The 23,947-nt window shown below is 63.2% G+C and carries 21 protein-coding genes, 1 tRNA gene and 2 pseudogenes; 17 read left to right on the top strand and 7 right to left on the bottom strand.

The window, feature by feature from the left end; all coding sequences use genetic code 11:
• Window positions 1–18: 18 nt before the first annotated feature.
• The 4 genes from CLU85_RS15755 to CLU85_RS15740 all read right to left on the bottom strand — a co-directional run bounded on the left by CLU85_RS15755 (window position 19) and on the right by CLU85_RS15740 (window position 3,583).
• On the bottom strand, window positions 19–525 hold the full coding sequence (locus CLU85_RS15755) for a peptidylprolyl isomerase (RefSeq protein ID WP_100411085.1): 507 nt from the start codon (window positions 523–525) through the stop codon (window positions 19–21).
• A 26-nt stretch (window positions 526–551) separates the two neighbouring features.
• Window positions 552–1,133, bottom strand: coding sequence for a peptidylprolyl isomerase (locus CLU85_RS15750; RefSeq protein ID WP_100411084.1), 582 nt, complete (start codon window positions 1,131–1,133; stop codon window positions 552–554).
• On the bottom strand, window positions 1,130–2,425 hold the full coding sequence (locus CLU85_RS15745; RefSeq protein WP_100411083.1) for a L,D-transpeptidase family protein: 1,296 nt from the start codon (window positions 2,423–2,425) through the stop codon (window positions 1,130–1,132). Before CLU85_RS15745 ends, CLU85_RS15750 begins: the two co-directional genes overlap by 4 nt.
• Window positions 2,426–2,500: 75 nt before the next feature.
• Window positions 2,501–3,583, bottom strand: coding sequence for a tetratricopeptide repeat protein (locus CLU85_RS15740; protein ID WP_100411082.1), 1,083 nt, complete (start codon window positions 3,581–3,583; stop codon window positions 2,501–2,503).
• A 215-nt stretch (window positions 3,584–3,798) separates the two neighbouring features.
• On the opposite strand from CLU85_RS15740, the gene cysS reads away from it, so the two are divergent.
• The 8 genes and pseudogenes from cysS (at window position 3,799) to CLU85_RS15705 (ending at window position 10,676) form a co-directional block, all read left to right on the top strand.
• Window positions 3,799–5,181, top strand: coding sequence for a cysteine--tRNA ligase (gene cysS / locus CLU85_RS15735; protein WP_100411081.1), 1,383 nt, complete (start codon window positions 3,799–3,801; stop codon window positions 5,179–5,181).
• Between the two features lie 48 nt (window positions 5,182–5,229).
• Window positions 5,230–5,901: a DNA-3-methyladenine glycosylase gene (locus tag CLU85_RS15730; RefSeq protein ID WP_198509205.1), complete on the top strand. Its 672-nt coding sequence runs from the start codon at window positions 5,230–5,232 to the stop codon at window positions 5,899–5,901.
• Window positions 5,902–5,980: 79 nt separating this feature from the next.
• Window positions 5,981–6,958, top strand: coding sequence for an acetyl-CoA carboxylase carboxyltransferase subunit alpha (locus CLU85_RS15725; protein ID WP_100411080.1), 978 nt, complete (start codon window positions 5,981–5,983; stop codon window positions 6,956–6,958).
• 173 nt (window positions 6,959–7,131) lie between these two features.
• Window positions 7,132–8,981, top strand: a pseudogene (locus tag CLU85_RS23570) (methyl-accepting chemotaxis protein).
• A 125-nt stretch (window positions 8,982–9,106) separates the two neighbouring features.
• Window positions 9,107–10,057 (top strand): tRNA lysidine(34) synthetase TilS, encoded by a 951-nt coding sequence (gene tilS, locus CLU85_RS15715; protein WP_100412582.1) that lies wholly within the window; start codon window positions 9,107–9,109, stop codon window positions 10,055–10,057.
• A 74-nt stretch (window positions 10,058–10,131) separates the two neighbouring features.
• Window positions 10,132–10,365: a hypothetical protein gene (locus CLU85_RS23655; RefSeq protein WP_369858230.1), complete on the top strand. Its 234-nt coding sequence runs from the start codon at window positions 10,132–10,134 to the stop codon at window positions 10,363–10,365.
• A pseudogene (locus CLU85_RS23650) lies at window positions 10,344–10,538 on the top strand (ACT domain-containing protein); the annotation flags it as partial. The gene CLU85_RS23655 and the pseudogene CLU85_RS23650, both read left to right, overlap by 22 nt.
• A 45-nt stretch (window positions 10,539–10,583) precedes the next feature.
• A tRNA-Ser gene (locus tag CLU85_RS15705) sits at window positions 10,584–10,676 on the top strand.
• 110 nt (window positions 10,677–10,786) lie between these two features.
• On the opposite strand, the gene CLU85_RS15700 is transcribed toward CLU85_RS15705, so the two are convergent.
• Genes CLU85_RS15700 through CLU85_RS15690 form a run of 3 tightly spaced genes read right to left on the bottom strand, consistent with a single transcriptional unit; the run spans window position 10,787 to window position 13,367 of the window.
• A complete protein-coding gene (locus CLU85_RS15700) occupies window positions 10,787–11,218 on the bottom strand; it encodes an RNA-binding S4 domain-containing protein (protein WP_100411079.1) in 432 nt (143 codons plus the stop codon).
• A gap of 17 nt (window positions 11,219–11,235) precedes the next feature.
• Window positions 11,236–12,675, bottom strand: a complete 1,440-nt coding sequence (locus CLU85_RS15695; RefSeq protein WP_100411078.1) for a sensor histidine kinase — start codon at window positions 12,673–12,675, stop codon at window positions 11,236–11,238.
• Entirely contained in the window at window positions 12,672–13,367 is a 696-nt protein-coding gene (locus tag CLU85_RS15690; protein ID WP_100411077.1) for a response regulator transcription factor, read from the bottom strand. The genes CLU85_RS15695 and CLU85_RS15690 overlap by 4 nt, the downstream gene beginning before the upstream one ends.
• Before the next feature lie 184 nt (window positions 13,368–13,551).
• Between CLU85_RS15690 and CLU85_RS15685 the strand changes: the two genes are divergently transcribed.
• The 9 genes from CLU85_RS15685 (at window position 13,552) to CLU85_RS15640 (ending at window position 23,940) form a co-directional block, all read left to right on the top strand.
• Window positions 13,552–14,511 (top strand): tripartite tricarboxylate transporter substrate binding protein, encoded by a 960-nt coding sequence (locus CLU85_RS15685; RefSeq protein WP_100411076.1) that lies wholly within the window; start codon window positions 13,552–13,554, stop codon window positions 14,509–14,511.
• 91 nt (window positions 14,512–14,602) lie between these two features.
• Window positions 14,603–15,121, top strand: a complete 519-nt coding sequence (locus CLU85_RS15680) for a tripartite tricarboxylate transporter TctB family protein (RefSeq protein ID WP_100411075.1) — start codon at window positions 14,603–14,605, stop codon at window positions 15,119–15,121.
• Window positions 15,122–15,133: 12 nt separating this feature from the next.
• Window positions 15,134–16,639: a tripartite tricarboxylate transporter permease gene (locus tag CLU85_RS15675; protein WP_100411074.1), complete on the top strand. Its 1,506-nt coding sequence runs from the start codon at window positions 15,134–15,136 to the stop codon at window positions 16,637–16,639.
• Between the two features lie 231 nt (window positions 16,640–16,870).
• On the top strand, window positions 16,871–17,512 hold the full coding sequence (locus tag CLU85_RS15670; protein ID WP_100411073.1) for a DUF2325 domain-containing protein: 642 nt from the start codon (window positions 16,871–16,873) through the stop codon (window positions 17,510–17,512).
• A 117-nt stretch (window positions 17,513–17,629) separates the two neighbouring features.
• Entirely contained in the window at window positions 17,630–19,141 is a 1,512-nt protein-coding gene (locus tag CLU85_RS15665) for a sigma-54-dependent Fis family transcriptional regulator (RefSeq protein WP_100411072.1), read from the top strand.
• A 151-nt stretch (window positions 19,142–19,292) separates the two neighbouring features.
• Complete coding sequence (locus CLU85_RS15660; RefSeq protein ID WP_100411071.1) at window positions 19,293–20,486, top strand: substrate-binding domain-containing protein; 1,194 nt, start codon at window positions 19,293–19,295, stop codon at window positions 20,484–20,486.
• Window positions 20,487–20,679: 193 nt separating this feature from the next.
• Window positions 20,680–22,161, top strand: coding sequence for a PHB depolymerase family esterase (locus tag CLU85_RS15655; RefSeq protein ID WP_100411070.1), 1,482 nt, complete (start codon window positions 20,680–20,682; stop codon window positions 22,159–22,161).
• Window positions 22,162–22,408: 247 nt separating this feature from the next.
• Window positions 22,409–23,203 carry an ABC transporter ATP-binding protein gene (locus CLU85_RS15645; protein WP_100411068.1) on the top strand — a complete coding sequence of 265 codons (795 nt, stop codon included), beginning with the start codon at window positions 22,409–22,411 and terminating at the stop codon, window positions 23,201–23,203.
• Entirely contained in the window at window positions 23,200–23,940 is a 741-nt protein-coding gene (locus CLU85_RS15640; protein WP_100411067.1) for an ABC transporter ATP-binding protein, read from the top strand. Before CLU85_RS15645 ends, CLU85_RS15640 begins: the two co-directional genes overlap by 4 nt.
• The last annotated feature ends 7 nt before the right edge of the window (window positions 23,941–23,947 follow it).

The raw sequence follows: 23,947 nt of genomic DNA, 5'->3' as shown, positions 1-23,947 counted from the left end.
GAAGACGTTCGCCGCCGATTACAGGGCGACGGCCTTTTCGATCACGACGTCTTCCTTGGGTACGTCGTCATGGAAGCCAGAGCGGCCCGTCTTCACGGCCTTGATCTTGTCCACCACGTCGGTCCCCGAGATGACCTTGCCAAACACTGCGTAACCCCAGCCCTGGGCAGAAGGCGCTGTGTGGTTCAAAAAGCCGTTGTCAGCCACGTTGATGAAGAACTGTGCGGTGGCCGAGTGCGGATCGCTGGTGCGGGCCATGGCCACGGTGTAGTTGGCGTTCTTCAGGCCGTTGTTGGCTTCGTTCTCGATGGGCGCGTCCGAGCCTTTTTGGTTCATGCCGGGCTCAAAGCCGCCGCCTTGCACCATGAAGCCGGGTATCACGCGGTGGAAGATGGTGTTGTTGTAGTGGCCCTTGTTCACGTAGGCCAGGAAGTTCTCGGTCGACTTGGGCGCGTTGGCAGCGTCGAGTTCGAGGGTGATGACACCGTAGCCGGTGATGTGCAGTTCGACTTGGGGGTTGCTCATGGCAATGCTTCTTTCAAAAAAATGGCTTACTTCACCAGGGTGGCGGAGTTGATGGTGACAGGGGTGGTGGGCACGTTCTGGTGCGGGCCCTTGTTGCCGGTGGCCACGGCCTTGATCTTGTCCACCACGGCAGTGCCTTCCACGACCTTGCCGAACACGGCATAGCCGTGGCCGTCAGGGCTGGGGGCGTTGAGCATGGCGTTGTCCTTCACGTTGATGAAGAACTGCGAGGTGGCCGAGTTGGGGTTGCCCGTGCGCGCCATGGCAATGGTGTAAGTGTCGTTCTTGAGACCGTTGTTGGCTTCCAGCGCGATGGGCGGCTGGGTGGGCTTTTGAACCATGTCGGCGGTGAAGCCACCGCCCTGGATCATGAAGCCGTCCATCACGCGGTGAAACACCGTGCCGTCGTAGTGCTTGGTCTTGACGTAGGCGAGGAAGTTCTCGACCGTCTTGGGCGCCTTGGCGGGGTCGAGCTGCACCACGATGTCACCCATCGAGGTGGCCAGCTTGACTTTGGGGGCATCTTGCGCCTGGGCCGGTGCTACTGAAAAAATAGCTGCCAGCGCAATGCTTGCAAGCGCCGAGGTCGAATTTCTTCTGGAAATCATCCAATCACTCCTTCGAAAAATATCTGCCAATGTTGGCCGCGTCGCGTCCAGTATTGGCGCTTGACGGGGCCGGTGCGGGCGCCTTCTGCGACTTCGCCGAACGTTACCACCATGGTGTCGGCGGAGTCGGTCCACCGCAGGTAAGACTTGTCTTTGAGCTGGAGTTCCCTGCCCCTCAGGGCGCGGGCTTCGGCCTGCAGCACCTGGGTCCATTCATCCAGCGGCTTCTTGCGGTAGCTTTGAAAGTCGGGGGCATAAAAGCCGAGCAGGCGTTTCATGTCGCCTTCGGTCTTGGCGTTGCGCCAGGCGTTGAGAACGGCTTCGAACGATTTGCGCTCAGCCTGAACGCTGTGCGGCTGTACCCATTGCAACTGGCGTGCGATGACCACGGGGGTGGAGCGGGGTTCCACCGTGCGCAGGATGCGCTCGAGGTCGGGGTTGGCCAGCACCAGGCAACCGTCGGAGGCCAGGGGAGCGCGCGCGAACTGGTCGGGAGGTGTGCCGTGCAACCAGATGCCACTGCCCGTCTTGCCCCGGCTCTGGTCGAGCGGGTTGGGGTAGTTGATGGGCAGGGCGCCCGCGCCGTAGAAGTCCTTGAGTGTGCCGGGGTCGAGGCGGCTGGTGATGAAGTACACGCCCAGCGGTGTCCTCTGGTCGCCCTCGGTCACCTTTTCGATGCCAAGCTTGCCCACCGAGGCGTAGTAGTCGGCAATCAGCTGTAGGCCCTTGGGGGTGTTTTCGAAGAGGTACAGGCGTGAGCGCGAGGCATCCACTGCAATGGCGTGGCGCGAGCGGGGTGCCAATTCCAGAAATTGGGCGGGGACGCTGTTTGCGGGCGGGCGGCTGCGTTGTGCATCTACCCGCTGGCGCGACTCGTTGCGCAGTTCTGCGAGGGTGGTGGCCGCCTGGATGCTGCGGGCGGAGTCGGGTTCGGGCGCCACATCGCCCAGGTGGCGGATGGGCCGCGTGCGCGACATCAGCAAATCCCCCACGGCGAGCTGCGCCAGTTGGAAGTTGGGGTAGTCGCGCGCCAGGTTTTCGGCCTGCACCAGGGCTTCGCGGCTCCGGCCCTCGGCCACGAGTTTGTAGACGGCCATGAGGCGGGCTTCGGCCTGGCCATCTCGCAGTGCCGTAGTGGCGGCGGTCGGGGCGACTGCCGCTGCCGCAGACGGAGTCGCGCGGCGCGCTTTTTGGCTCTGGGCCCATGCCGAACTTGCCAGCAAAAGACCAGCCAGCCAGAGGGCCGCTGCTGCAGCCCGGTGGCCTGATGGTGCGGATAAATGCACAAACATGCGCGGGATCAGCTGGGTGTCAAGGCCAAAAAAAAGCCCGCGCGTGAGGCGCAGGCGCTGCGTCGGGGATCACGGTCAACCGCCTGTGGACTCGCGAACGATGGTCCAGCGACCGTTGCTATTCATCAGATCCAGGGTCTTGCGGCTGGTCACATTGAGCGCGTCAGCGCTGTAGGCCTGGCGAAAACGGGCCGTGGCCTTGTCGCCCTGGACTGAAACGGCAATGTCGGACAGTTTCACGCTGATCTTGGATTTGCCCACGATGCGCGATTCGCGCTCTTTTTCCCAGGCAGAGCGGTTCTGGTTGCCTGGGGGATTGAAAGACTTGTCGTAGGCACCGAGGTAGCCCTTCATGTCTTTCGCTGCCCAGGCAGCGGCCCAGGCCTGTACGGCAGCGGTCACGGCCTGGGTGGATGCGTCGGTGGCGGCAGTGGGTGCCGGACTCGGCGTTGGCGTGGCAGCAGGTGCTGGGGCCGGCGGTGCTGCGGCGGGTACTGGCACTGCGGGTGCCGGAGCGGGTACTGCGGGGGTTGTGGCCGGTGCGGGCGCTGGCGCTGGGCGCTGGGTGGCCACCACGGCGGCAGGTGTGGGCGCTGGGGCAGCCGCTGCGGGGCGGCCCGCCTTGCCGGTGGTTTCTGCGGAGAACAGCTCCCGGATCAGCGCCAGTTTGGGTTTGACCGAGGTGGCGTTGTTGGCGTCCAGTTGCAGGGCCTTGTTGTAGGCTTGGCTGGCCAGTTTGGCGTAGATGTCGCCCAGGTTTTCTTGCGCGGTTGCGTAGCTGGGGTTGGTGCGGATGGCCATTTCCAGCGCCGTGCGGGCCTTGTCCAGCTGGTTCTGGTTGGCATACAACACGGCCAGATTGTTGTAGGGCTCGGGCAGCTCGGGATATTCTTCGGTGAGCTTGGTGAAGGTGACGATCGCATCAGCCTGCTTGCCCGAGTCCGTCTGGGCCACGCCCCGCAAGAAGCGCAGTTGCGGATCTTTCGGGTTGGCTGCCAGGCGCTGGTCGGCTTTGGTCAGTGCTTCGGCGGCCTTGCCGGTCTTGAGCAACTGGGTGATGTCGGAGTAGTCGTCCGCGTGGACCATGCCCGTGCCCACCAGGGCGGTCAGTGCCAGCAGGCGCAGGAGGCGTGGAAGTGTGCGTCGGACTTGCTTCATGGGGGCTTCAAAGGTGTGGGGCAGCGTCTGTCCCGGGCGGGGGCTTATACTGCGGCGGATTGTAGCTGAGGGGGTTGTCATGACGGAACGCTGTTGCCGCGGGTGATTTCGCTGTAGGCCCCTCGCTGGGCCAACCCTTCGCCAGGGGCCTTTGCCCCCAGCTGCCGGGTGGATTTTCATTCGCCCACCACCCCATCCCCCGTTACTGAAATCCCATGAGTTTGCGCATCTACAACACGCTGTCGCGTGCATTGGAAGACTTTTCTCCGCTCGAACCTGGTCATGTGCGCATGTATGTGTGCGGCATGACCATCTATGACTTGTGCCACATCGGCCACGCCCGCATGATGATGGCGTTCGACGTGGTGCAGCGCTGGCTCAAAAGCAGCGGCATGCGCGTGACCTACGTGCGCAACATCACCGACATCGATGACAAGATCATCAAGCGCGCGCTGGAGCGGGGCATCACGATCCGTCAGCTTACCGACGAGATGATTACCGCGATGCACCAGGACATCGGCCTCCTGGGCATCGAGCCACCCTCCGTAGAGCCCCGCGCCACCGAATACGTGCCCCAGATGTTGTCTCTGATCGGACAGCTTGAAGGCAAAGGCCTGGCTTACCGTGCAAGCAATGGCGACGTGAACTACTCCGTGCGCAAGTTTGACGGCTACGGCAAGCTCTCGGGCAAGTCGCTGGACGAACTGCGCGCCGGCGAGCGTGTGGCGGTGCTGGATGGCAAGGAAGATCCGCTGGATTTTGTGCTGTGGAAGTCCGCCAAGGCGGAGGAGCCGCCCGAGGCCAAGTGGGACAGCGAATTCGGCGCAGGCCGCCCCGGCTGGCACATCGAATGCTCGGCCATGAGCTGCGCCACGCTGGGCGAGACCTTCGATATCCACGGCGGTGGGGCCGACCTTCAGTTTCCGCACCACGAGAACGAAATCGCCCAGAGTGAAGGCGCCACGGGCAAGCCCCTGGCGAAGTTCTGGGTGCACAACGGCTTCGTGCGTGTGGACAACGAGAAGATGTCCAAGAGTCTGGGCAACTTCTTCACCATTCGTGACGTGCTTAAGAGCTACGACGCGGAGACGGTGCGCTTTTTCATCGTGCGTGCCCACTACCGTAGTGCCCTGAACTACAGCGACGCCCATCTGGACGATGCGCGCCAGGCCCTGAAGCGCCTCTACACCGCCTTGAGCCTGGTGGCACCTGCCGATGTGACAACCATCGACTGGACCGACCCTTACGCTGCGCGTTTCAAGGCCGCCATGGATGAAGACTTCGGCACGCCCGAGGCTGTGGCCGTGCTGTTTGAGTTGGCAGGCGAGGTCAACAAAACCCGCTCGGCTGCATTGGCCGGGCTGCTCAAGGCGCTGGGCGGTTGCCTTGGTATCTTGCAAGGGGACCCCAAGGCCTTCTTGCAAGCAGGGGCTACCCGCGTGGGCGAATCGGAGATTCAGGCGCAGATCGCTGCCCGCGCCGCCGCCAAGGCCGCCAAGAACTTTGCCGAGGCCGACCGCATCCGCAATGCGTTGCTGGCCCAAGGGATTGTGCTCAAGGACTCCGCCGCAGGAACCACCTGGGAAGCCGCGCAGTGATTGTTGTGTTTGACATGGAAAACGCCTCCAGGGCAGATAGGATGCCCGGTGGCTGCTTCTAAAAAAATAGCGTCTGATGTGCTGGACGCTCCGCTCGTGTTGGCTACGCCCGACTATTGGGCGGAGGCCTGCAAACACCTGATGAAAAAAGATCGGGTGATGAAGCGCCTGATCCCCCAGTTTGGCGATGCAGCGCTGCAAACGAAGGGGGATGCATTTATCACGCTCGCGCGCAGCATTGTTGGACAGCAGGTCTCTGTGAAAGCTGCGCAGACCGTGTGGGAGCGTTTTGCTGCCCTGCCTCGCAGCATGAAGCCCGCCAGCGTGCTCAAGCTCAAGATCGACGACATGCGTGCCGCAGGCCTGTCAGCCCGCAAAGTGGACTACCTGGTGGACTTGGCCATGCATTTTGAAGGTGGCAAGTTGCACGTCAAGGACTGGGCCGCCATGGACGATGAGGCCATCATTGCCGAGCTGGTCGCCATCCGTGGCATTGGCCGCTGGACGGCGGAGATGTTTTTGATCTTCTATTTGATGCGGCCCAATGTTTTGCCCCTGGACGATGTGGGGTTGATCAACGGTATCAGCCAGAATTATTTCTCTGGCGACCCCGTGAGCCGCAGTGATGCCCGCGAGGTGGCGGAGGCCTGGAAGCCCTGGTGCAGCGTGGCGACTTGGTATATTTGGCGCTCGCTGGATCCCCTGCCTGTCGCCTATTGACACAAATTTGCAAGCGCGCCGGTTACAGTGTGTGCCATTCGTGGCATGCCCTGCGGGGTGCGACCCAAGGAGAAAAACGTTGGCGAAAAAGACCTTTCTGGATTTCGAACAGCCGATTGCCGAACTCGAATCCAAAATCGAAGAACTGCGCTACGTGCAGACCGAGAGTGCCGTCGATATCTCGGAAGAGATCGACCAGCTGAGCAAAAAAAGCCAGCAACTCACCAAGGACATCTACAGCGAGTTGTCGCCCTGGCAGATCACCAAGATCGCCCGCCACCCTGAGCGCCCTTACACGCTCGACTACGTGCGCGACATCTTCACCGACTTCGTCGAGTTGCACGGCGACCGCCACTATTCAGACGACTTGTCCATCGTGGGCGGTCTGGCGCGCTTTAACGGCCACCCCTGCATGGTGCTGGGCCACCAAAAGGGCCGTGACACCAAAGAGCGCGCCATGCGCAATTTCGGCATGAGCAAGCCCGAGGGCTACCGCAAGGCTCTGCGCCTCATGAAGACGGCCGAGAAGTTCAAGCTGCCGGTGTTCACCTTTGTGGACACTCCCGGCGCCTACCCCGGCATCGATGCCGAAGAGCGCGGCCAGTCAGAGGCCATTGGCCGCAATATTTTTGAGATGGCGCAGCTGGAAGTGCCCATCATCACCACCATCATTGGTGAGGGTGGCTCCGGCGGCGCGCTCGCCATCAGTGTGGCTGACCAAGTGGTGATGCTGCAGTACGCCATCTACTCCGTGATCAGTCCCGAGGGTTGTGCCTCTATCCTCTGGAAGACCAGCGAGAAGGCCCAGGAAGCCGCAGACGCCTTGGGTATCACCGCGCACCGCCTCAAGGCCCTGGGACTGGTCGACAAGATCGTGAGCGAGCCCGTGGGCGGTGCCCACCGCGACCACAAGCAGATGGCCGCCTTTTTGAAGCGGGCCTTGGGGGATGCGTTCCGGCAGGTGGCTGACCTCAAAACCAAAGATCTGTTGGACCGTCGCTACGACCGCCTGCAGAGCTACGGCCGGTTCAGCGATACCAAGGCAGACGCGCGCTGAGCGCCGGGGTGGTCCCGTTGCTGCGCACTGCGCCTGCCTACGGCCCTTCGGGGCCGTTGTTGTTTTTGTGGCCGAATCTTCATTGTCCAGCGCCAATTCCCGCTGGTGTGCAGACTGATACTGGATGTAACATGCCCCGATGCCGTCCTTGCGGGCGGTTCAAGGGGTGCTCAATGTCGCTTCTGAAGACGCTCAAGGGTCAGATCCTTCTGGTGTCAGTAGCTTGCCTTGTGGCGGGGTTGCTGGCCCTCACGGTAGCCAACTACTTCACGGCGCGATCCCAGGCCTACGCATCCCTCACGGCGCAATCGCAGGCCCTTGCACACAGCCACATCGAGACTCTGCGCGACTGGGCGCGCGGCAAGGCCATGGTGGTCGAGTCGGCTGCTGCTGCACTGGATGACGCCGACGCCGCCAAGCCTCTGTTCATGTTGGCCAAGGCGGGTAACTTCCACACCACCTATTTCGGCTACGCCGACAAGCGCACGGTGTTTTCTGAAAAACAGAATCTGCCGCCAGATTACGACCCGACTGCACGCCCCTGGTACAAACAAGCCGCTGTAACGGATACCTCAGTGTTGACCGCACCGTACTCCGATGCAGGGGGGCGGGGCTGGTGGTGACCTTTGCCAAGGCGGTGCGCGAGGGCGCCACCGTGAAGGCCGTGATGGCTGGCGATGTGTCGCTAGCGGCAGTGGTTGCCAACGTAGCCACCATCAAGCCCACGCCGTCGAGTTATGCCTTTCTGGTGGGCAGCGACGGCAACATCATTGCCCACCCCGAGGTGAAGCTGGCGTTGAAGCCCGCCACGGATGTGGCACCCATGCTCACAGCGGTGGCACTGGCTGACATGGCCAAGCGCGCTGACCTCAATGCACTGGATCTGCAAGGCCGGGCCGTGCTGCTCACGGTGGCGCCCGTCACGGGCACGCCCTGGCTGCTGGCCATTGCGCTCGATCGTGGTGAGGCGCTCCAGGCCATCAGTACCATGCTGCAGGTGTCGCTGGGCGCGGGCATTGTGGTGTTGCTGGTGGCGCTGGTGGTACTGGCGGGCATCCTGTCGCAGCGGCTGCGCCGGCTCACGCAAGTGCGCGACGCCATGCATGAGATTGGAGCGGGAGATGGCGACCTGTCGCGCCGTATCGATGCGCAGGGTGAGGATGAGTTGGCTCAGATCGCCGCCAGCTTCAACAGCTTTGCGGGCAAGCTCTCGGGTGTGTTGGCGCAGATCCGCGATGCCAGCGGGTCGGTGCGCGTGGCGGCCGAAGAGATCGCTACCGGAAACCATGACCTGAGCGGGCGCACGGAACTCACGGCGTCGAGCCTGCAGGAGACATCGGCATCGATGCAGCAGCTTACCGAAACCGTGCGGCACAACGCAGACTCCGCCCGCCAGGCCAACCAGTTGGTGGCGCAAGCGTCCAATGTGGCCCGGCATGGGGGTCAGGTGGTGGGTAATGTCGTGACCACTATGGAGCAGATCAACGCCGCATCGCGCAAGATCAACGACATCATTGGCGTTATCGATAGCATTGCTTTTCAGACCAACATCCTGGCGCTGAACGCGGCGGTGGAAGCCGCCCGTGCGGGAGAGCAGGGCAGGGGCTTTGCCGTGGTGGCCGGCGAGGTGCGCAGCCTGGCGCAGCGCAGTGCCGAGGCTGCGCGCGAGATCAAGACACTGATCAATACATCGGTGGAGCAGGTCGAGAACGGCTCCCGCCTGGTGCACGATGCGGGTACTACGATGAACGACATCGTTACCTCAGTGCAGCGCGTCACTGACATCATGGCCGAGATCACCGCGTCCACCAATGAGCAAAGCACCAGCATCAATGAGGTCGGCCAGGCGGTGGCGCAGCTCGACCAGATGACTCAGCAGAACGCTGCGCTGGTGGAGGAAAGCGCAGCGGCAGCCCAGAGCCTCAAGGATCAGTCGGTGCGCTTGTCGGAGGTGGTAGGCACGTTTCGCCTCTCTACTGACGCGTCGCACGCTTCTGCGCGTTTGTCTGCGCCAGCCGGTTGACGGGAGCGCGGTAGGCTCGGGTGCCCGTGATAATCGGCGCCCATGCCTTGCCACTTTGTCGATACTGCCTCCGGCCCATGGCCTTGTTTTTGCTGCTTGCCGGTTGGTGGGCGGGGGCGGCTGGCATGACCCAATCCTTCGAGGCTGCCGTGCAGTCCTTTGCGCCCGCGCTGCCGCTGGCCGTAGGGCTGAGTGGAGGGGCGGATTCCACCGCACTGCTGCTGGCCTGTGCCCGGCGCTGGCCCGGTCAGGTGCAGGCCATCCATGTGCACCACGGCCTGCAGGGGGCGGCCGACGGTTTTGAGCAGCATTGCATCCTGCTGTGCCAGGAGCTGAATGTGCCGTTAGTGGTACGGAGGCTGGATGCCCGCCATGCCCCTGGTCAGAGCCCTGAGGATGCAGCCCGGCAGGCCAGATATCAGGCATTTGAGGCGGTAGTGCTTGCCAATCAATCGCAGTTTGCTATTCAATCGATAGCAATTGCGCAGCACGCGGATGATCAGGTCGAGACCCTGCTGCTGGCACTGTCGCGCGGCGCTGGGGTGGCAGGGCTGGCGGCAATGCCCACCCACTGGGTGCGCGCAGGCCTTGCCTGGCACCGCCCCTTGCTGCGTGTGACGGGGGCAGACGTGCGCCGCTGGTTGCAAGCGCAGGGGCAGGCCTGGGTGGAAGACCCCACCAACACCGACGAGCGCTTTACTCGCAATCGCATCCGTGCGCAGTTGTTGCCCGTTTTGGATGCTGCGTTCCCTTCATTTCGCGACACCTTTGCTCGGTCGGCCTCCAATGCAGCCCAGGCGGCCGAACTGTTGCAGGAGCTGGCGCAGCAGGATCTATCCATGGTTGGCATCCCCCCGCAGCTCTGTCTTTTGCAGAGTCTCAGCCGAGCGCGGCAAGCCAATGTGTTACGGCACTGGCTGCGCATGATTCACCAAACCACCCCATCCGCAGCGCAGCTCAATGAGCTGCTGGACCAGATCACGGCCTGCACCACACGTGGCCATCACATTCATATCAAGGTCGGACGCAGCTTTGTTGTGCGGTCTGGGCCAAAGCTCGATTGGTACAGTCGATAGGTTTTGGTCTCCTACCCGCACGAAAAACGGCTGTGCGTTAAAACCCCCTGTTCTTCAACCACTGTGCCGTGGCGATGGACTCGTCATTCCAAAAAAATTCCAATGGCATGGATCGCTCACAAATACGGCAGAACGTCGATGTCATCGACACGGACTTTCACGGCATTGACGACGACAGCAATATCACCACGCTCGGCGGTGGCGGTTCGGACACCTCGGCAGTTGTCGCAGCTGCGGCCATGAAGGCCCACGGATGCCTGATCTATACCGACGTGGATGACGTGACAGCATCGTCGGCATCGGCCTGAGAAGCCATGTGGGCGTGGCCAGCGAGATGTTCCGGGTGCTGAGCGAAGAGGGCATCAACATCCAGATGATCTCCACTGCTGAAATCAATACATCAGTCGTGATCGACGAAGAGTATGTGGAATGGGCTGTGCGTAGTCTGCACAAGGCTTTCGAACCGGACCAGCCAGCCGCCCAATCTGCCGAAGCCGCTTCCGAATTGAGGCATAATAGCTGGATTGGAAACGTGACCGAGTGGCCGAAGGTGCTCCCCTGCTAAGGGAGTATGGGGTGTAGAGCCTCATCGAGGGTTCGAATCCCTCCGTTTCCGCCAAGATTAACCCCAAGTGCCTTGTGTGCTTGGGGTTTTTTCTTTGGCTGTCTCATCGCGTTCAAGGTATTGCTTTGATGCGTACAGGTTTTCCGTGCGACTGGGGGATGCTGCTATTCGTCAATAGACGCGCTCCAGCGCTGGTTCCACTCCTTGCCTTGCTGATTTACTTTGTCGATCTCGCGCCGGTCGCGTTTAGTGGGTCTGCCTTCCTGTAGCGTGGCGGCGGGTTCGGGTGCCAGGCGGCGTAGTTCTGCTGCTTTTTCGCGTGCGGCGATGCTGTCGGGAGTTTCTTCGTACAGCTGCTGCGCAACGGGCGCAGGGCCACGTGCTCCACTCAGTCCTTTGACCTGCACGGTACGCGCCACGGGGCCCTGCCGCAGTGCCACGGTGTCGCCGCAGCGCAGGTCGCGTGCGGGCTTTGCCGACTGGCCGTTGACGGTGACCCGCCCCTTGCCGATCTCTTCGGTGGCCAGGCTGCGGGTCTTGTAAAAGCGGGCACACCAGAGCCATTTGTCCAGTCGCATCGTCTCCAACGTATTCATGGGCGAGATTGTGCCGCCTATGTGGGGGGCGTGCTTTCGTTCTTGAGCCCGGGCAGCGGCAAGCGAACGATGGCGTCCAGCCCCGTCACCTTGTGGCCCTTCATCCGGTTGGTCAGGGCAATGCTGCCTTCCAGTGCTTGCACGATCTCACGGCAAATGGCCAGGCCCAGGCCGCTGCCAGTGCGCACATCGCCGGCGGAGAAGGGCTGGAACAGGCGGGCAGCGAGTTCATCGTCGATGCCAGGACCATGGTCGCTGATGGTGAGCGCCACATGCCTGCCGTCGCTGCGCAGGTCCACGGTCAGCTCGGTGCCCACGGGGGCGTGGCGCACGGCGTTGTGCAGCAGGTTGCGGCTCAGTTCGCGCAGCATCCATTCGTGCGACTGCACCAGCACGGGCTCGGTGTGAATGCCGAAATCCAGGTCCCGCTGCGCGATCAGTGGAGAGATATCCAGTGCCACGGCACGCAACACTTCGTCAAGCCGCGTGGTGGGGGGGGCGCTTTGCTGACGCAGCTGTTCCACCTTGGCCAGGGCGAGCATCTGGTTGGCGAGCTGGGTGGCGCGGTCCACGGTGTCGCTGATCTCGTGCAGGGCCTGGCGGGGCTCCACATCACCGTGCAAGGCGGACTGCACCTGGGTCTTGAGCACGGCCAGCGGGGTGCGCAGCTGGTGCGATGCATCGCGCACAAATCGCTTTTGGTGCCTCAGCAGGTGCCGTAGGCGCTGCATGACCTCGTTGGTGGCGTCCACCAGCGGCTGTAGCTCGCGCGGGGCCATGGGCGCTGCGATGGGGCTCAGGTCGCCTTCGCGCCGCGCCTGCAGCTGCTGGCTGAGCTGGCGCACAGGCTGGGTCGCGCGCTGCACCACCAGCACTACCGTGAAGGCCACTACAGCGATCAACAGTGCCTGGCGCAGCAGTGTGTTCCACAGGATTTGCAGGGCCAGGGTTTCACGCACCTCCAGGGTTTCGGCCACCTGGATCACGGCCATGGCGCGCCCTTCGGAGCTGGCCACGGGCTGCAGCAGCACGGCAACGCGCACGTCCCGGTCGCGGAAGCGGTCGTCGTAGAAGTCCACCAGAGCGGCGTAGGGCGGCCGGTCGGGAATGCGGCCCTGCCAGACCGGCAGTTCCTCAAAGCCCGACACGATTTCGCCCTTCAAGTTCGAGACACGGTAAAACATCTGGCTCTGGTTGTCGGCCTCAAACGCTTCCAGTGCCGAATACGGCACGATGGCGCGCAGTTGTGCTGCGTCGTCGAAGCCTTTCACGTCGAGCTGCTCGCTGATGCTCTTGGCGGACGCCAGCAGGGTGCGGTCGTAAGCCGTGTTGAGCGATGCCAGCGTCTGGCGATACAGGCTCCAGGTGTTGAAGCCGATGAACAACGCCACGGGCAGCAGGATGCCCAGCAGCAGGCGTCGCCGCAGCGAGTGATGGTGTTCAGTGCCCAGTGTCATGCGTCGGCCCGCAGCAGGTAACCCAGGCCGCGCAGGGTCATCAATGTGAGGCCGGTGCCCACCAGCTTCTTGCGCAGCCGGTACACCACCACCTCGATGGCTTCGTATTGCACGTCGAGCTGGCCCGGGAACACCAGCTCATACAGCCGCTCCTTGGTCACGGCATGGCCCGGCTGCGCAAGCAGCGCGTGCATCAGCGCCAGCTCGCGGGGGGTCAGCTCCATCACCTCACCGTTCAGGTACAGCGCGCCGCTGTCCTTGTCGTAGCGGATGGCACCGATCTGGACGGTGCTGGGGGCCATGGGGGGCACGGTGGGGTCTGCGCTGCGGCGCACCAGCGCGCGCAGGCGTGCCTCCAGCTCGTCCAGGTCGAAGGGCTTGGGCAGGTAGTCGTCGGCACCTGCGTTCAGTCCCATCACGCGGTCACCCACGGTGCCCCGTGCCGTCAGGATCAGCACGGGGGTGCGCAGGCCCCGGCTGCGCGCCTGCTGCAACACCTGCAGGCCATCGAGGCCGGGCAGGGTCAGGTCCAGGATCACCGCATCGGGTTGCAGTGCGGTCCACTGATTCAGGGCCGCGCGCCCGTCGCCCACGGCGGTGACTTCCATGCCCCTGCGTGTCAGCGCACGGTGCAAGGTGGCCTGCATGGTGGGATCGTCTTCTACGAGGAGCAATTGCATGCGCGGGACCATATCACTCCGGGGCGGTCTGCGCGCTGCACGGCCTGCCGCAGGGCCGCTCGCCGTTTGCTGCGGTTCAAGACGCGCAGCGACTCAGGGGGCTGCAGATGCTAGTGTTTTCCCTGAGTCTGAGGACAGCCGTTTGACAGGCAGCGCGCGCATCATCGAACAGTTCGCAAACCTATCAGGAGACTCCATGCGTCGCGATACCTTTCTGAAATCACTGGCAGCCATGGCTGCCGCAGGTGTGTTGCCCGTCTCGGCCCAGACGGCAACCGCCGTCAAGATGATGATTCCTGCCAACCCGGGTGGGGGCTGGGATTCCACCGGCCGCGCGCTGGGCAAGGCGATGCAGGATGCCGGTGCCGCATCGTCGGTGTCTTATGACAACAAGGGCGGTGCTGCCGGTGCGATCGGCCTGGCCCAGTTCGTCAATGCCAGCAAGGGCGATGCGAACGCGATGATGGTGATGGGCGCCGTGATGCTGGGTGGCATCATCACCGGCAAGCCTCCGGTGGGCCTGGACAAGGTCACGCCCCTGGCGCGCCTGACCAGTGAATACAACGTGTTTGTGCTGCCCGCCAACTCGCCTTTCAAGACCATGAAGGACGTGGTCGAGCAGCTCAAGAAGGACCCTGGCAGCGTGAAGTGGGGCGGCGGCTCGCGCGGTTCTACCGAACACATTGCTGCGGCCATGATCGCCCGCGAAGTGGGCGTGGACCCCGCCAAGATCAACTACGTGGCCTTCCGTGGGGGCGGTGAGGCCACGGCAGCCATTCTGGGTGGCAATGTCACCGTGGGCGGCAGCGGCTACAGCGAGTTTGCTGAATACATCTCGGCGGGCAAGATGCGTGCGGTGGGCGTGACCTCGGGCACACGTCTCAAGGGCGTGAACGTGCCCACGCTCAAGGAGCAGGGCATCAACGTGGAAATTGGCAACTGGCGCGGCGTGTATGGCGCCCCCGGCATCACGGCCGAGCAGCGCAAGGCCCTGGTCGATGCACTGGCCAAGACCTTCAAGAGCAAAGCGTGGCAGGACGCCATGGAAAAGAACGGCTGGACACCCGCATGGATGGCGGGCGACGAGTTTGCCAACTTCGTGGATGCCGAATTCGCCAGCATGCGCGCCACGATGGCCAAGTCCGGAATGATCTGATCCCGAAGCGAGGCGCGGCAGCGGCCTTCTCTCTCCTTGTGGGGGCGGAGGCTTGCGTTGCCGTGCATTGGTTGGTGCGAAGGAAAAAAACATGACACAACAACATTCATCGCGCTCCAAACCCTTGCAGACCCTGATCGGGGCGGGGTTGGTGGTGCTGGCGCTGGGCCTGGCCTGGGGTGCCAGTTCAGTCAGTTCAGAGGCTGGTTACGGTGGCGTGGGCCCCAACTTCTTTCCCTGGGTGGTCAGCATTGCCATCCTGGTCTGTGGCGTGCTGTGTGTGGTGCACGCGCAGACCGGCGGGTTCCGGCATCTGGAGGAAGGTTCGGGCGACGAGCGTGCCCACTGGAAGGGTTTCGTCTGGGTGTCGGCCGGGCTGCTGCTCAATGCCCTTCTCATCACCACCTTGGGCTTCATCCTGAGCTGCGCGCTGTGCTTCGTGTTGTCGGTGCGGGGCTTCAAAAGCGCTGAAGGCGAACTGGACCTGCGCTTGCAGGCCTGGATCAAGGATTCCTTCATCGGTATCGCGGTAGCGGCCCCGGTGTATTGGATGTTTACGCAACTGCTGGCCATCAACCTGCCCGGCCTGACCAACACGGGGTGGCTCTAAGGCCTGCACACTATGGAAACGTTAAATCTTTTGATGCAGGGGTTTGTCACTGCGGCAACACCCATCAACCTGATGTGGGCCTTTGTGGGCTGCGTCATCGGCACCGCCGTGGGCGTGTTGCCCGGCATTGGTCCGGCCGTGGCAGTGGCCATGTTGCTGCCCATCACCGTGAAGGTCGAGGCCACGGCCTCGATGATCTTCTTTGCCGGCATCTACTACGGCGCCATGTACGGCGGCTCCACCACCTCGATCCTGCTGAACACGCCGGGTGAGGCTGGCTCCATGGTCACAGCCATGGAGGGCAACAAGATGGCCAAGAACGGCCGTGCCGGTGCCGCACTGGCCACCGCTGCGATCGGCTCGTTTGTAGCGGGCACCATTGCCACCATCTTGGTCACCTTCTGTGCGCCGCTGGTGGCCGAATACGCCATCCGCCTGGGTCCACCAGAGTATTTCATGCTGATGGTGCTGGCTTTCACTACCGTGAGCGCGGTGCTGGGCAAGAGCACGCTGCGTGGCATGGTGGCGCTGTTTGTGGGCCTGGCCATGGGCCTGATCGGTATTGATCAGATCACGGGCCAGGCGCGCTACACCGGGGGCGTGCCCGAGTTGATGGATGGCATCGAGGTGGTGCTGATTGCCGTGGGCCTGTTTGCGGTGGGTGAGGCGCTGTACAACGTGATGTACGAAGGCAAGTCTGACGAAACGCAGAACCGCCTGACCAGCACCCACATGACCAAGCAAGAGTGGAAGCGTTCCTGGCCTGCCTGGCTGCGCGCCACGGCCATCGGTTTTCCGTTTGGAACCATCCCCGCAGGCGGCAGCGAGATCCCTACCTTTCTGAGCTATGCGGCGGAAAAGAAGCTGAGCAAACACAAGGAAGAGTTCGGCACCACGGGGGCCATCGAAGGCGTGGCAGGCCCTGAGGCGGCCAACAACGCGGCCATCACGGCCACGCTGATCCCGCTGCTGACGCTGGGTATTCCCACGTCGAACACCACAGCCATCTTGTTGGGCGCTTTCCAGAACTACGGCATCCAGCCCGGCCCGCAGCTGTTTGATACCAACGGTGCACTGGTGTGGGCGCTGATCGCGTCGATGTACATCGGCAACGTGATGCTGCTGATCCTGAACCTGCCTTTGGTGGGTTTGTGGGTCAAGCTGCTCAACATCCCCAAGTCGTACCTGTATGCCGGCATTCTGGTGTTCTCTACGCTCGGCGTGTATGGCATGCGCCAGAGCGCGTTCGACCTGGTGCTTCTGTATGCGATTGGCCTGTTGGGCGTGGTGATGCGTCGCTACGACTTCCCGGCCGCGCCGGTGGTGGTGGGCATGATCCTGGGCCCCTTGGCCGAAGCACAGATGCGCAATGCCGTGTCGATTGGCGAAGGCAAGTGGACGATCTTCCTGGAGCGCCCAGGCTCGCTCACGCTGATCATCATTGTTCTGGCGGTGCTGATCGTGCCGCGCCTGCTTCGCCGCTGGGCAGCGCGCAAGCTGGCGGTGGCACAGACCTGATGGCCGTGCGCACTGCGCACACACCCCAAGCAAAAAACCGCGCTCACAACAGGGCGCGGTTTTTTTATGCTCCGAGGGCTGCAAACTGTGGCGATATCACGGTCTGGTGCCGCAAGCCAGACACCGGGGGCTAGATGCCCCCGGCGCCCTCCCCACCAAGGTGACTTGCGTTCTCACAGGCCGCGAATCGTACCATACAATGCGAATGGTTCGTATTTGCAAAATTTGTGCATGCAATCACTTCCGCAGGAATTTCTGGTGCTGTGTCGTCAAATGGGTGAAGCCCAGCAGCGCTGCAGTGCGGCCCTGGCCATGCAGGCGGCCGAGATTGAGCGGCTACAGGCCGAGGTGGTACGGCTGCGCGGCGCGTTGATGGTGCGCGATACGCGGCTGGCCATGGCAGGGGATGCGTTGGCGCAGGCGCGGGCCGCCATACCGGGGCTGCCACGCCGGCAGACCATGGCACGCCACATCGGTGCGCTGGCTGAGCGCATTGCCACTCTGTCACGGGAGTGCTTGCGCTGGCGACTGGCGGCGCAGGCCGATACCGGGGCGGTGGGCAACCTGGAGCAGGGCAGGGCAACTGTCACTTTGCCCATGGATGCCCTGGCCCGCCCCCGCAGCCTGCGCTTACCCGTGGTGGTGGAGACCGCCCCGGACATCCATGCCGGTGCGGCCTTCGACGCCAGTCTGGCCGCTGCGGACCTGGTGATTTGCCAGACCGGCTGTATCAGCCACGACGCCTACTGGCGCGTGCAGGACCATTGCCGCCGCACCGGCAAGCCTTGCATCCTCGTGGACCCACCTCTGGCGGCATGTGAAGCGCTGTCGTATGCCTCTTTGGCGCTCGTTTTTGATAAAAGTGGCGTATAGCGCCGGTGCTATTTACCTGAGTAGCTATCTAATTTGTAGCATCATGATCGACGGGAGGCCGCCCGTTGCTGGTCGGCATCGGACCCCCCCAGCCCGTCACCGCGCTACCATCCATGGATGCCCTTGCTTGTTGACGACGCCCCCGCCTTGCCGCTGGATGCCCAGGGCATCCTCGAACTGGCGGCACGCTCCATGTTCCAGCTGTTCTCCAGCGTCAGCCAGGGCATGTTCCTGGTGGACCGCAGCGGGCGCATCGTGTGGGTGAACGAGGGCTACCAGCGCTTTCTGCCCGACCTCGGGTTCTCGTCGGTGGACCAGTTTGTGGGTCGCACGGTCGAGGAGGTCATCCCCAACACCCAGATGCGCCGCGTGCTGGAGACCGGTCAGCCTGTGCTGATCGACCTGCTCACCAACAAGGCGGGTACCTTCGTGGTCAGCCGCATCCCGCTGCGTGACGACGCTGACCGTGTGATCGGTGCCATTGGCATCGTGCTGTTCGACCACCCCGAGACCACGCTGCAGCCGCTGATCAGCAAGTTTGCGCTGCTGCAGCGCGACCTGGACGACGCCCGGCGCGAGTTGGCCAGCCAACGCCGCCGCACCCTGGCAGTGGCGGGCGATGGCGAGCGGCGGGCCAAGTACACCTTTGCCAGCTTCATCGGCTCCAGCCCCGCTGCGGCCGAGGTCAAGCGCCAGGCGCGCCGTGCGGCGCAGTCCACCAGTCCCGTGCTGCTGCTGGGCGAGACGGGCACCGGCAAGGAGCTGCTGGCCCACGCCATCCATGCGGCATCGAGCCGTGCCAGCGGCCCCTTCGTCAGCGTCAACATCGCTGCCGTGCCCGACACGCTGCTCGAAGCCGAGTTCTTTGGCGTCGCCCCCGGTGCTTACACCGGTGCCGACCGCAAGGGGCGCGACGGCAAGTTCAAGTTGGCCGACGGTGGCACGCTGTTCCTCGATGAAATCGGTGACATGCCACAAAGCTTGCAGGCCAAACTGCTGCGGGCCCTGCAAGAGGGCGAGATCGAGCCACTGGGGTCGAACAAGCTTGTGCCCTTCAATGTGCGCATCCTGGCAGCCACCTCACGCGACCTGGCCGCACTGGTGCGCGAGGGCAAGTTCCGCGAAGATCTGTTTTACCGCCTGCATGTGCTGCCGGTGCGCGTGCCACCGCTGCGTGTGCGGCGCGGAGATATCCCCGCGCTGGTCGAAGCCCTGGGTGAAGACCTTGCACTGCGCAATGGCACGCCGCCACCCGAGTTGCTGCCCGACGCACTGGCGTTGCTGGCTGGCCAGCCCTGGCGCGGCAACATCCGTGAATTGCGCAATGTGCTGGAGCAGGCCGTGATGCGCGGCGATTCTCCGTCGATTGACGCAGCGCAGTTGGAGCGTGTGCTGCGTGAAGCTGGGGTGGAGCCCGCAGCCCCCGCCCCGGTGCAGGATGCCGCCCCGATGGGCGATGTCGACGACGAAGCCCGCTACCTGCGCCCTCTGGCTGAACAGGTGGCCGAGCTGGAGCGGCGTGCCATTGCCGCCACCATGAAAGCCCACGGCGGCAACAAGCTGGCCACCGCACGGCAGCTGGGGATTTCGCGTGCCACGCTTTACGGACGTCTGGAAAACCCTGAATAAACATTGAACATATGTCCAAAAATCAGGCAAATTATTTGACTTTAAATTGGACAGTGCTGGTGCTGTGTCAATAAAAGTGTCTAAAAAATCAAGCACTTGCGAGTTGGCACAAACTGTGCAATGTTCAGGCATCACAACAGGAGACATCGCCATGCACCGTCGCACTCTGGTCGCCCTCGCCACCGCTGCCGTTACCGCCGCCACGCTTTCCGCCCCCGCGTTCGCCCAGACCGGCGAAATCCGCATTGCCCATGTCTACAGCAAGACCGGCCCGCTGGAGGCCTACGGCAAGCAGACCCAGACCGGTCTGCTGATGGGCCTGAACTACGCCACCGGCGGCAGCATGACCGTCAACGGCAAGAAGCTGGTGGTCATCGAGAAGGACGACCAGGGCAAGCCCGACCTGGGCAAGAGCCTGCTGGCGTCGGCCTACTCGGACGACAAGGCCGACATCGCCGTGGGCCCCACCTCGTCGGGCGTGGCGCTGGCCCTGCTGCCTGTGGCCGAGGAGTACAAGAAGATCCTGCTGGTGGAGCCCGCCGTGGCCGACGCCATCACCGGTGACAAGTGGAACAAGTACATCTTCCGCACCGGCCGCAACAGCAGCCAGGACGCCATCTCCAACGCAGTGGCCATCGACAAGGCCGGTGTGACGGTGGCCACGCTGGCACAGGACTACGCCTTTGGCCGCGACGGGGTGAAGGCCTTCAAGGACGCCCTCAAGAACGCCAAGCTGGCGCACGAGGAGTACCTGCCCACCACTACCACCGACTTCACCGCCGGTGCCCAGCGCCTGATCGACAAGCTCAAGGACGTGCCCGGCCGCAAGGTGATCTTCATCATCTGGGCCGGCGCGGGCAACCCCTTCAAGATCGCCGACATGGACTTGAAGCGCTACGGCATCGAGATCGCCACGGGCGGCAACATCCTGCCCGCCATGGCCGCGTACAAGAACTTCCCCGGCATGGAAGGTGCCACGTACTACTACTTCGGCATTCCCAAGAACCCCGTGAACGAAGCCCTGGTGGCGGCGCACTACAAGGAGTTCAAGACCCCGCCGGACTTCTTCACCGCGGGCGGCTTCAGTTCGGCCATGGCGCTGGTCACGGCCCTCAAGGCCACGGGTGGCGACACCAACACCAACAAGCTCATCAAGACCATGGAAGGCATGAGTTTTGAGACCCCCAAGGGCAAGATGACCTTCCGCAAGGAAGACCACCAGGCCATGCAGAGCATGTACCACTTCAAAATCAAGGTGGACCCGGCCTTCGCCTGGGGCGTGCCCGAGCTGGTGCGTGAGATCAAGCCTGAAGAAATGAACGTGCCGATTCGCAACAAGCGATAAGCCGGTCTTTCGATTCCGTTAGCGAGTTAGCGAGTTAGCGAGGCCCGTCGGACAGGATCACCTTCCTGCTCCTTCGGGGTCCATCCCGCAGGGGCGGCCGCCCCTCTTTTTCCAGTGAATTGATGCATGAACTCCCGGGTTGACACGGGGGCTGGGTCGGTTTTTCTCAAAAATTATTTGGAGACAAGACAACATGGCTTTCAATTTCATCCGGGCGGCTGCAACCGGGGCTGCGATGGCGCTCTGTGGCTTGGGCAGTGTTCACGCTGCCGTCAACCTGCCAGCACTCAAGATCGACAAGACACAGACGACGGTATCGGGCCTGTCCTCAGGCGGGTTCATGGCGGTGCAGCTGCACGTGGCGTATTCGGCCACGTTTGCCAAGGGCGCCGGTGTGGTTGCGGGCGGTCCGTTCTATTGCGCCGAGGGCTCGGTCGTCAACGCCACCGGGCGCTGCATGGCCAGCCCCGCAGGCATTCCCACCAGCACGCTGGTCAGCACCACCAACACCTGGGCCAGCCAGGGCGTGATTGACTCCGTGGCCAACCTGCAGAACTCCAAGGTCTACCTGTTCTCTGGCACGCTCGACAGCGTGGTCAAAACGGGCGGGATGGACGCACTGCGCACCTACTACAACAGCTTTGTGCCAGCCGCCAACGTGGTCTACAAAAAGGACATCGCGGCCGAGCACGCCATGGTCACGGACGACTACGGCAACGCCTGCTCTACCAAGGGTGCTCCTTACATCAGCAATTGCAACTTCGATCTGGCCGGTGCCATGCTGCAGCACCTGTATGGCCCTTTGAGCCCACGCAACACCACCACGCTACCCACCGGCAACTTCATCGAATTCAACCAAGGTGAATTCATCACCAACCACGGCATGGCCACCACGGGCTGGGCCTATGTGCCACAGGCCTGCCAGGCGGGCGGCACCGCCACCTGCAAACTGCACGTGGTGCTGCATGGCTGCAAGCAAAACGTGAGCGACGTGCAGCAGCAGTACGTGCGCAACACCGGCTACAACCGCTGGGCCGACAGCAACAACATCGTGATGCTGTACCCGCAGACCAGCCTGGCCGCCACCAACAGCTGCTGGGACTGGTGGGGCTATGACAGCGCCAACTATTCCAAGAAATCCGGCCCGCAGATGGTCGCCATCAAGGCCATGGTGGACCGCCTCTCCAGCGGCACCGGTGGCACCACACCCCCCGATCCGGTGGTCCTTTCAGCCCCCACAGGTGTGAGCACCTCGGGCGCCACGACCAGCAGCATGGTGATTGGCTGGGCCGCTGTCACCGGCGCTGCCAGCTACAACGTGTACCGCAACGCCAACAAGGTCAACGCGCTGCCCGTGACCGCCACGAACTACAGCGACACCGGCCTGGCCGCATCCACCACCTACAGCTGGACGGTGCGCGCTGCCGATGCCAACGGGGCCGAAGGTGCCACGTCCACAGCCGCACCGGGCACCACGCTGGCTGCATCAGGTGGCGGCACGGGCACCTGCACCACCGCCAGCAACTATGCGCATACCCTGGCAGGGCGGGCGTATGCCTATGCCGGTTTTGCGTATGCCTTGGGCTCCAACCAAGGCATGGGCTGGTGGAACGTGTTCGTGACCACCACGCTCAAGCAGACCAGCTCCGGCTACTACGTGATCGGCACTTGTTGAAATATGTACAACCCCCTGAGCCGCTTCGCGTCTTCCCCCTTCTCTCGAATGGCTGCGCCATTCGGGAAGGGGGACACCGCCAGCGCGGCGGGGCGGCCCTTGCGCGGCGGTCGCTGGCTTCGACCGCGCCTGTTGCGGAGACTGTTGACGATGGAAACCCAGTGAAGGTCTTGGCACCCCGCCGCAGGCCAGGGTTGCCGGGCTCTTTGAATGAAATGACTCAGACCGTGAAAGTGAACCCCCACCCATGAGCACCTTGGCCACCAAGGACTTGACCATCCGCTTTGGCGGCCACGTGGCGGTCAATGGCGTGACCTGCTCTTTCGAGCCTGGCACGCTGACCGCCATCGTGGGCCCCAACGGCGCGGGCAAGACCACCTACTTCAACCTGATCTCGGGGCAACTCAAGGCCACCAGCGGCAGCGTGACGCTGGGCGGGCAGGACCTCACGGGCCAGTCGGTCTCGGCGCGCACGCATGCGGGGCTGGGCCGGGCGTTTCAGCTCACCAACCTGTTTCCCAACCTCAGCGTGCTGGAGAACGTGCGCCTGGCCGTGCAGGCCACACAAGAGGGCAAGCACCGCCGGGGCCTGAACCTGTGGAGCATCTGGAGCGACCACCACGCGCTCACCCAGCGTGCCCGCGTGATCCTGCAGGCCGTGGCCATGACCGACCGTGCCGACACCCCCGTGGCCAGCCTGCCCCACGGCGACCAGCGCAAGCTCGAAGTTGCGCTGCTCATGGCGCTGGAGCCGCAGGTCTACATGTTCGACGAGCCCACGGCCGGCATGAGCCACGACGAGGCGCCTGTGATCCTGAATCTGATCCGCGAGCTGAAGAAGGACAAGACCAAGATCATCTTGCTGGTGGAGCACAAGATGGACGTGGTGCGCGAGCTGGCCGACCGCATCATCGTGCTGACCAACGGCACGCTGGTGGCCGATGGCCCGCCAGCCGAGGTGATCGCATCGCCCGTGGTGCAAGAGGCCTACCTGGGTGTCTCCAAGGACGCTGACAAGGACGCAGAGAAGGAGGCCGCATGAGTACGACGACCGCAACCCCCAACCTGCTCGAACTCAAGGGCGTGCACACCCACATCGGGGCGTACCACATCCTGCACGGCGTGGATTTGGCCGTGCCCAAGGGCCAGCTCACCATGCTGCTGGGCCGCAACGGCGCGGGCAAGACGACCACGCTGCGCACCATCATGGGCCTGTGGCATGCGTCGCAAGGCTCGATCCACTTCGGCGGCAAAGACATCACCGCGATGAACACGCCGCAGATCGCAGGCATGAACATCGCCTACGTGCCCGAAAACATGGGCATCTTTGCCGACCTCACCGTGAAGGAAAACATGCTGCTGGCCGCGCGCAGTGCGCGCAATGCCGCTCAGATGGACCAGGAGCGCCTGCAGTGGATCTTCAAGCTCTTTCCCGCGGTGGAGAAGTTCTGGAATCACCCCGCTGGCAAGCTCAGCGGCGGACAAAAGCAGATGGTGGCAGTGAGCCGCGCCATCGTGGAGCCGCGCGACTTGCTCATCGTCGATGAACCGAGCAAGGGCCTGGCGCCCGCCATCATCAACAACATGATCGAGGCGTTCGACCAGCTCAAAAAGAGTGGCGTGACGATTCTGCTTGTCGAGCAGAACATCAATTTCGCCAAGCGGCTCGGTGACACCGTCGCCGTGATGGACAACGGCCAGGTGGTGCATGCGGGCAGCATGGCCGCGTTGGCCGAGGACGAGGCACTGCAGCGGTCGCTGCTGGGGTTGGCACTATGAGTGGATT

Source organism: Acidovorax sp. 69 (assembly GCF_002797445.1).
GTDB lineage: Bacteria > Pseudomonadota > Gammaproteobacteria > Burkholderiales > Burkholderiaceae_C > Acidovorax.
Note: the sequence above shows the minus strand (reverse complement) of the source record. Positions and strands in the feature narration are given on the sequence as shown.

Excerpts from the sequence above, each read along its gene's own strand:
- CLU85_RS15660 (WP_100411071.1), top strand. The coding sequence starts at position 19,293 with ATGCACCGTCGCACTCTGGTCGCCCTCGCCACCGCTGCCGTTACCGCC.
- CLU85_RS15670 (WP_100411073.1), top strand. The coding sequence starts at position 16,871 with ATGCAATCACTTCCGCAGGAATTTCTGGTGCTGTGTCGTCAAATGGGT.
- CLU85_RS15665 (WP_100411072.1), top strand. The coding sequence starts at position 17,630 with ATGCCCTTGCTTGTTGACGACGCCCCCGCCTTGCCGCTGGATGCCCAG.
- CLU85_RS15655 (WP_100411070.1), top strand. The coding sequence starts at position 20,680 with ATGGCTTTCAATTTCATCCGGGCGGCTGCAACCGGGGCTGCGATGGCG.
- CLU85_RS15700 (WP_100411079.1), bottom strand. The coding sequence starts at position 11,218 with ATGAATACGTTGGAGACGATGCGACTGGACAAATGGCTCTGGTGTGCC.
- tilS (WP_100412582.1), top strand. The coding sequence starts at position 9,107 with ATGACCCAATCCTTCGAGGCTGCCGTGCAGTCCTTTGCGCCCGCGCTG.
- CLU85_RS15755 (WP_100411085.1), bottom strand. The coding sequence starts at position 525 with ATGAGCAACCCCCAAGTCGAACTGCACATCACCGGCTACGGTGTCATC.
- CLU85_RS15645 (WP_100411068.1), top strand. The coding sequence starts at position 22,409 with ATGAGCACCTTGGCCACCAAGGACTTGACCATCCGCTTTGGCGGCCAC.
- CLU85_RS15685 (WP_100411076.1), top strand. The coding sequence starts at position 13,552 with ATGCGTCGCGATACCTTTCTGAAATCACTGGCAGCCATGGCTGCCGCA.
- CLU85_RS23655 (WP_369858230.1), top strand. The coding sequence starts at position 10,132 with ATGGACTCGTCATTCCAAAAAAATTCCAATGGCATGGATCGCTCACAA.
- CLU85_RS15740 (WP_100411082.1), bottom strand. The coding sequence starts at position 3,583 with ATGAAGCAAGTCCGACGCACACTTCCACGCCTCCTGCGCCTGCTGGCA.
- CLU85_RS15640 (WP_100411067.1), top strand. The coding sequence starts at position 23,200 with ATGAGTACGACGACCGCAACCCCCAACCTGCTCGAACTCAAGGGCGTG.
- CLU85_RS15750 (WP_100411084.1), bottom strand. The coding sequence starts at position 1,133 with ATGATTTCCAGAAGAAATTCGACCTCGGCGCTTGCAAGCATTGCGCTG.
- CLU85_RS15675 (WP_100411074.1), top strand. The coding sequence starts at position 15,134 with ATGGAAACGTTAAATCTTTTGATGCAGGGGTTTGTCACTGCGGCAACA.
- CLU85_RS15695 (WP_100411078.1), bottom strand. The coding sequence starts at position 12,675 with ATGACACTGGGCACTGAACACCATCACTCGCTGCGGCGACGCCTGCTG.
- CLU85_RS15680 (WP_100411075.1), top strand. The coding sequence starts at position 14,603 with ATGACACAACAACATTCATCGCGCTCCAAACCCTTGCAGACCCTGATC.
- cysS (WP_100411081.1), top strand. The coding sequence starts at position 3,799 with ATGAGTTTGCGCATCTACAACACGCTGTCGCGTGCATTGGAAGACTTT.
- CLU85_RS15690 (WP_100411077.1), bottom strand. The coding sequence starts at position 13,367 with ATGGTCCCGCGCATGCAATTGCTCCTCGTAGAAGACGATCCCACCATG.
- CLU85_RS15745 (WP_100411083.1), bottom strand. The coding sequence starts at position 2,425 with ATGTTTGTGCATTTATCCGCACCATCAGGCCACCGGGCTGCAGCAGCG.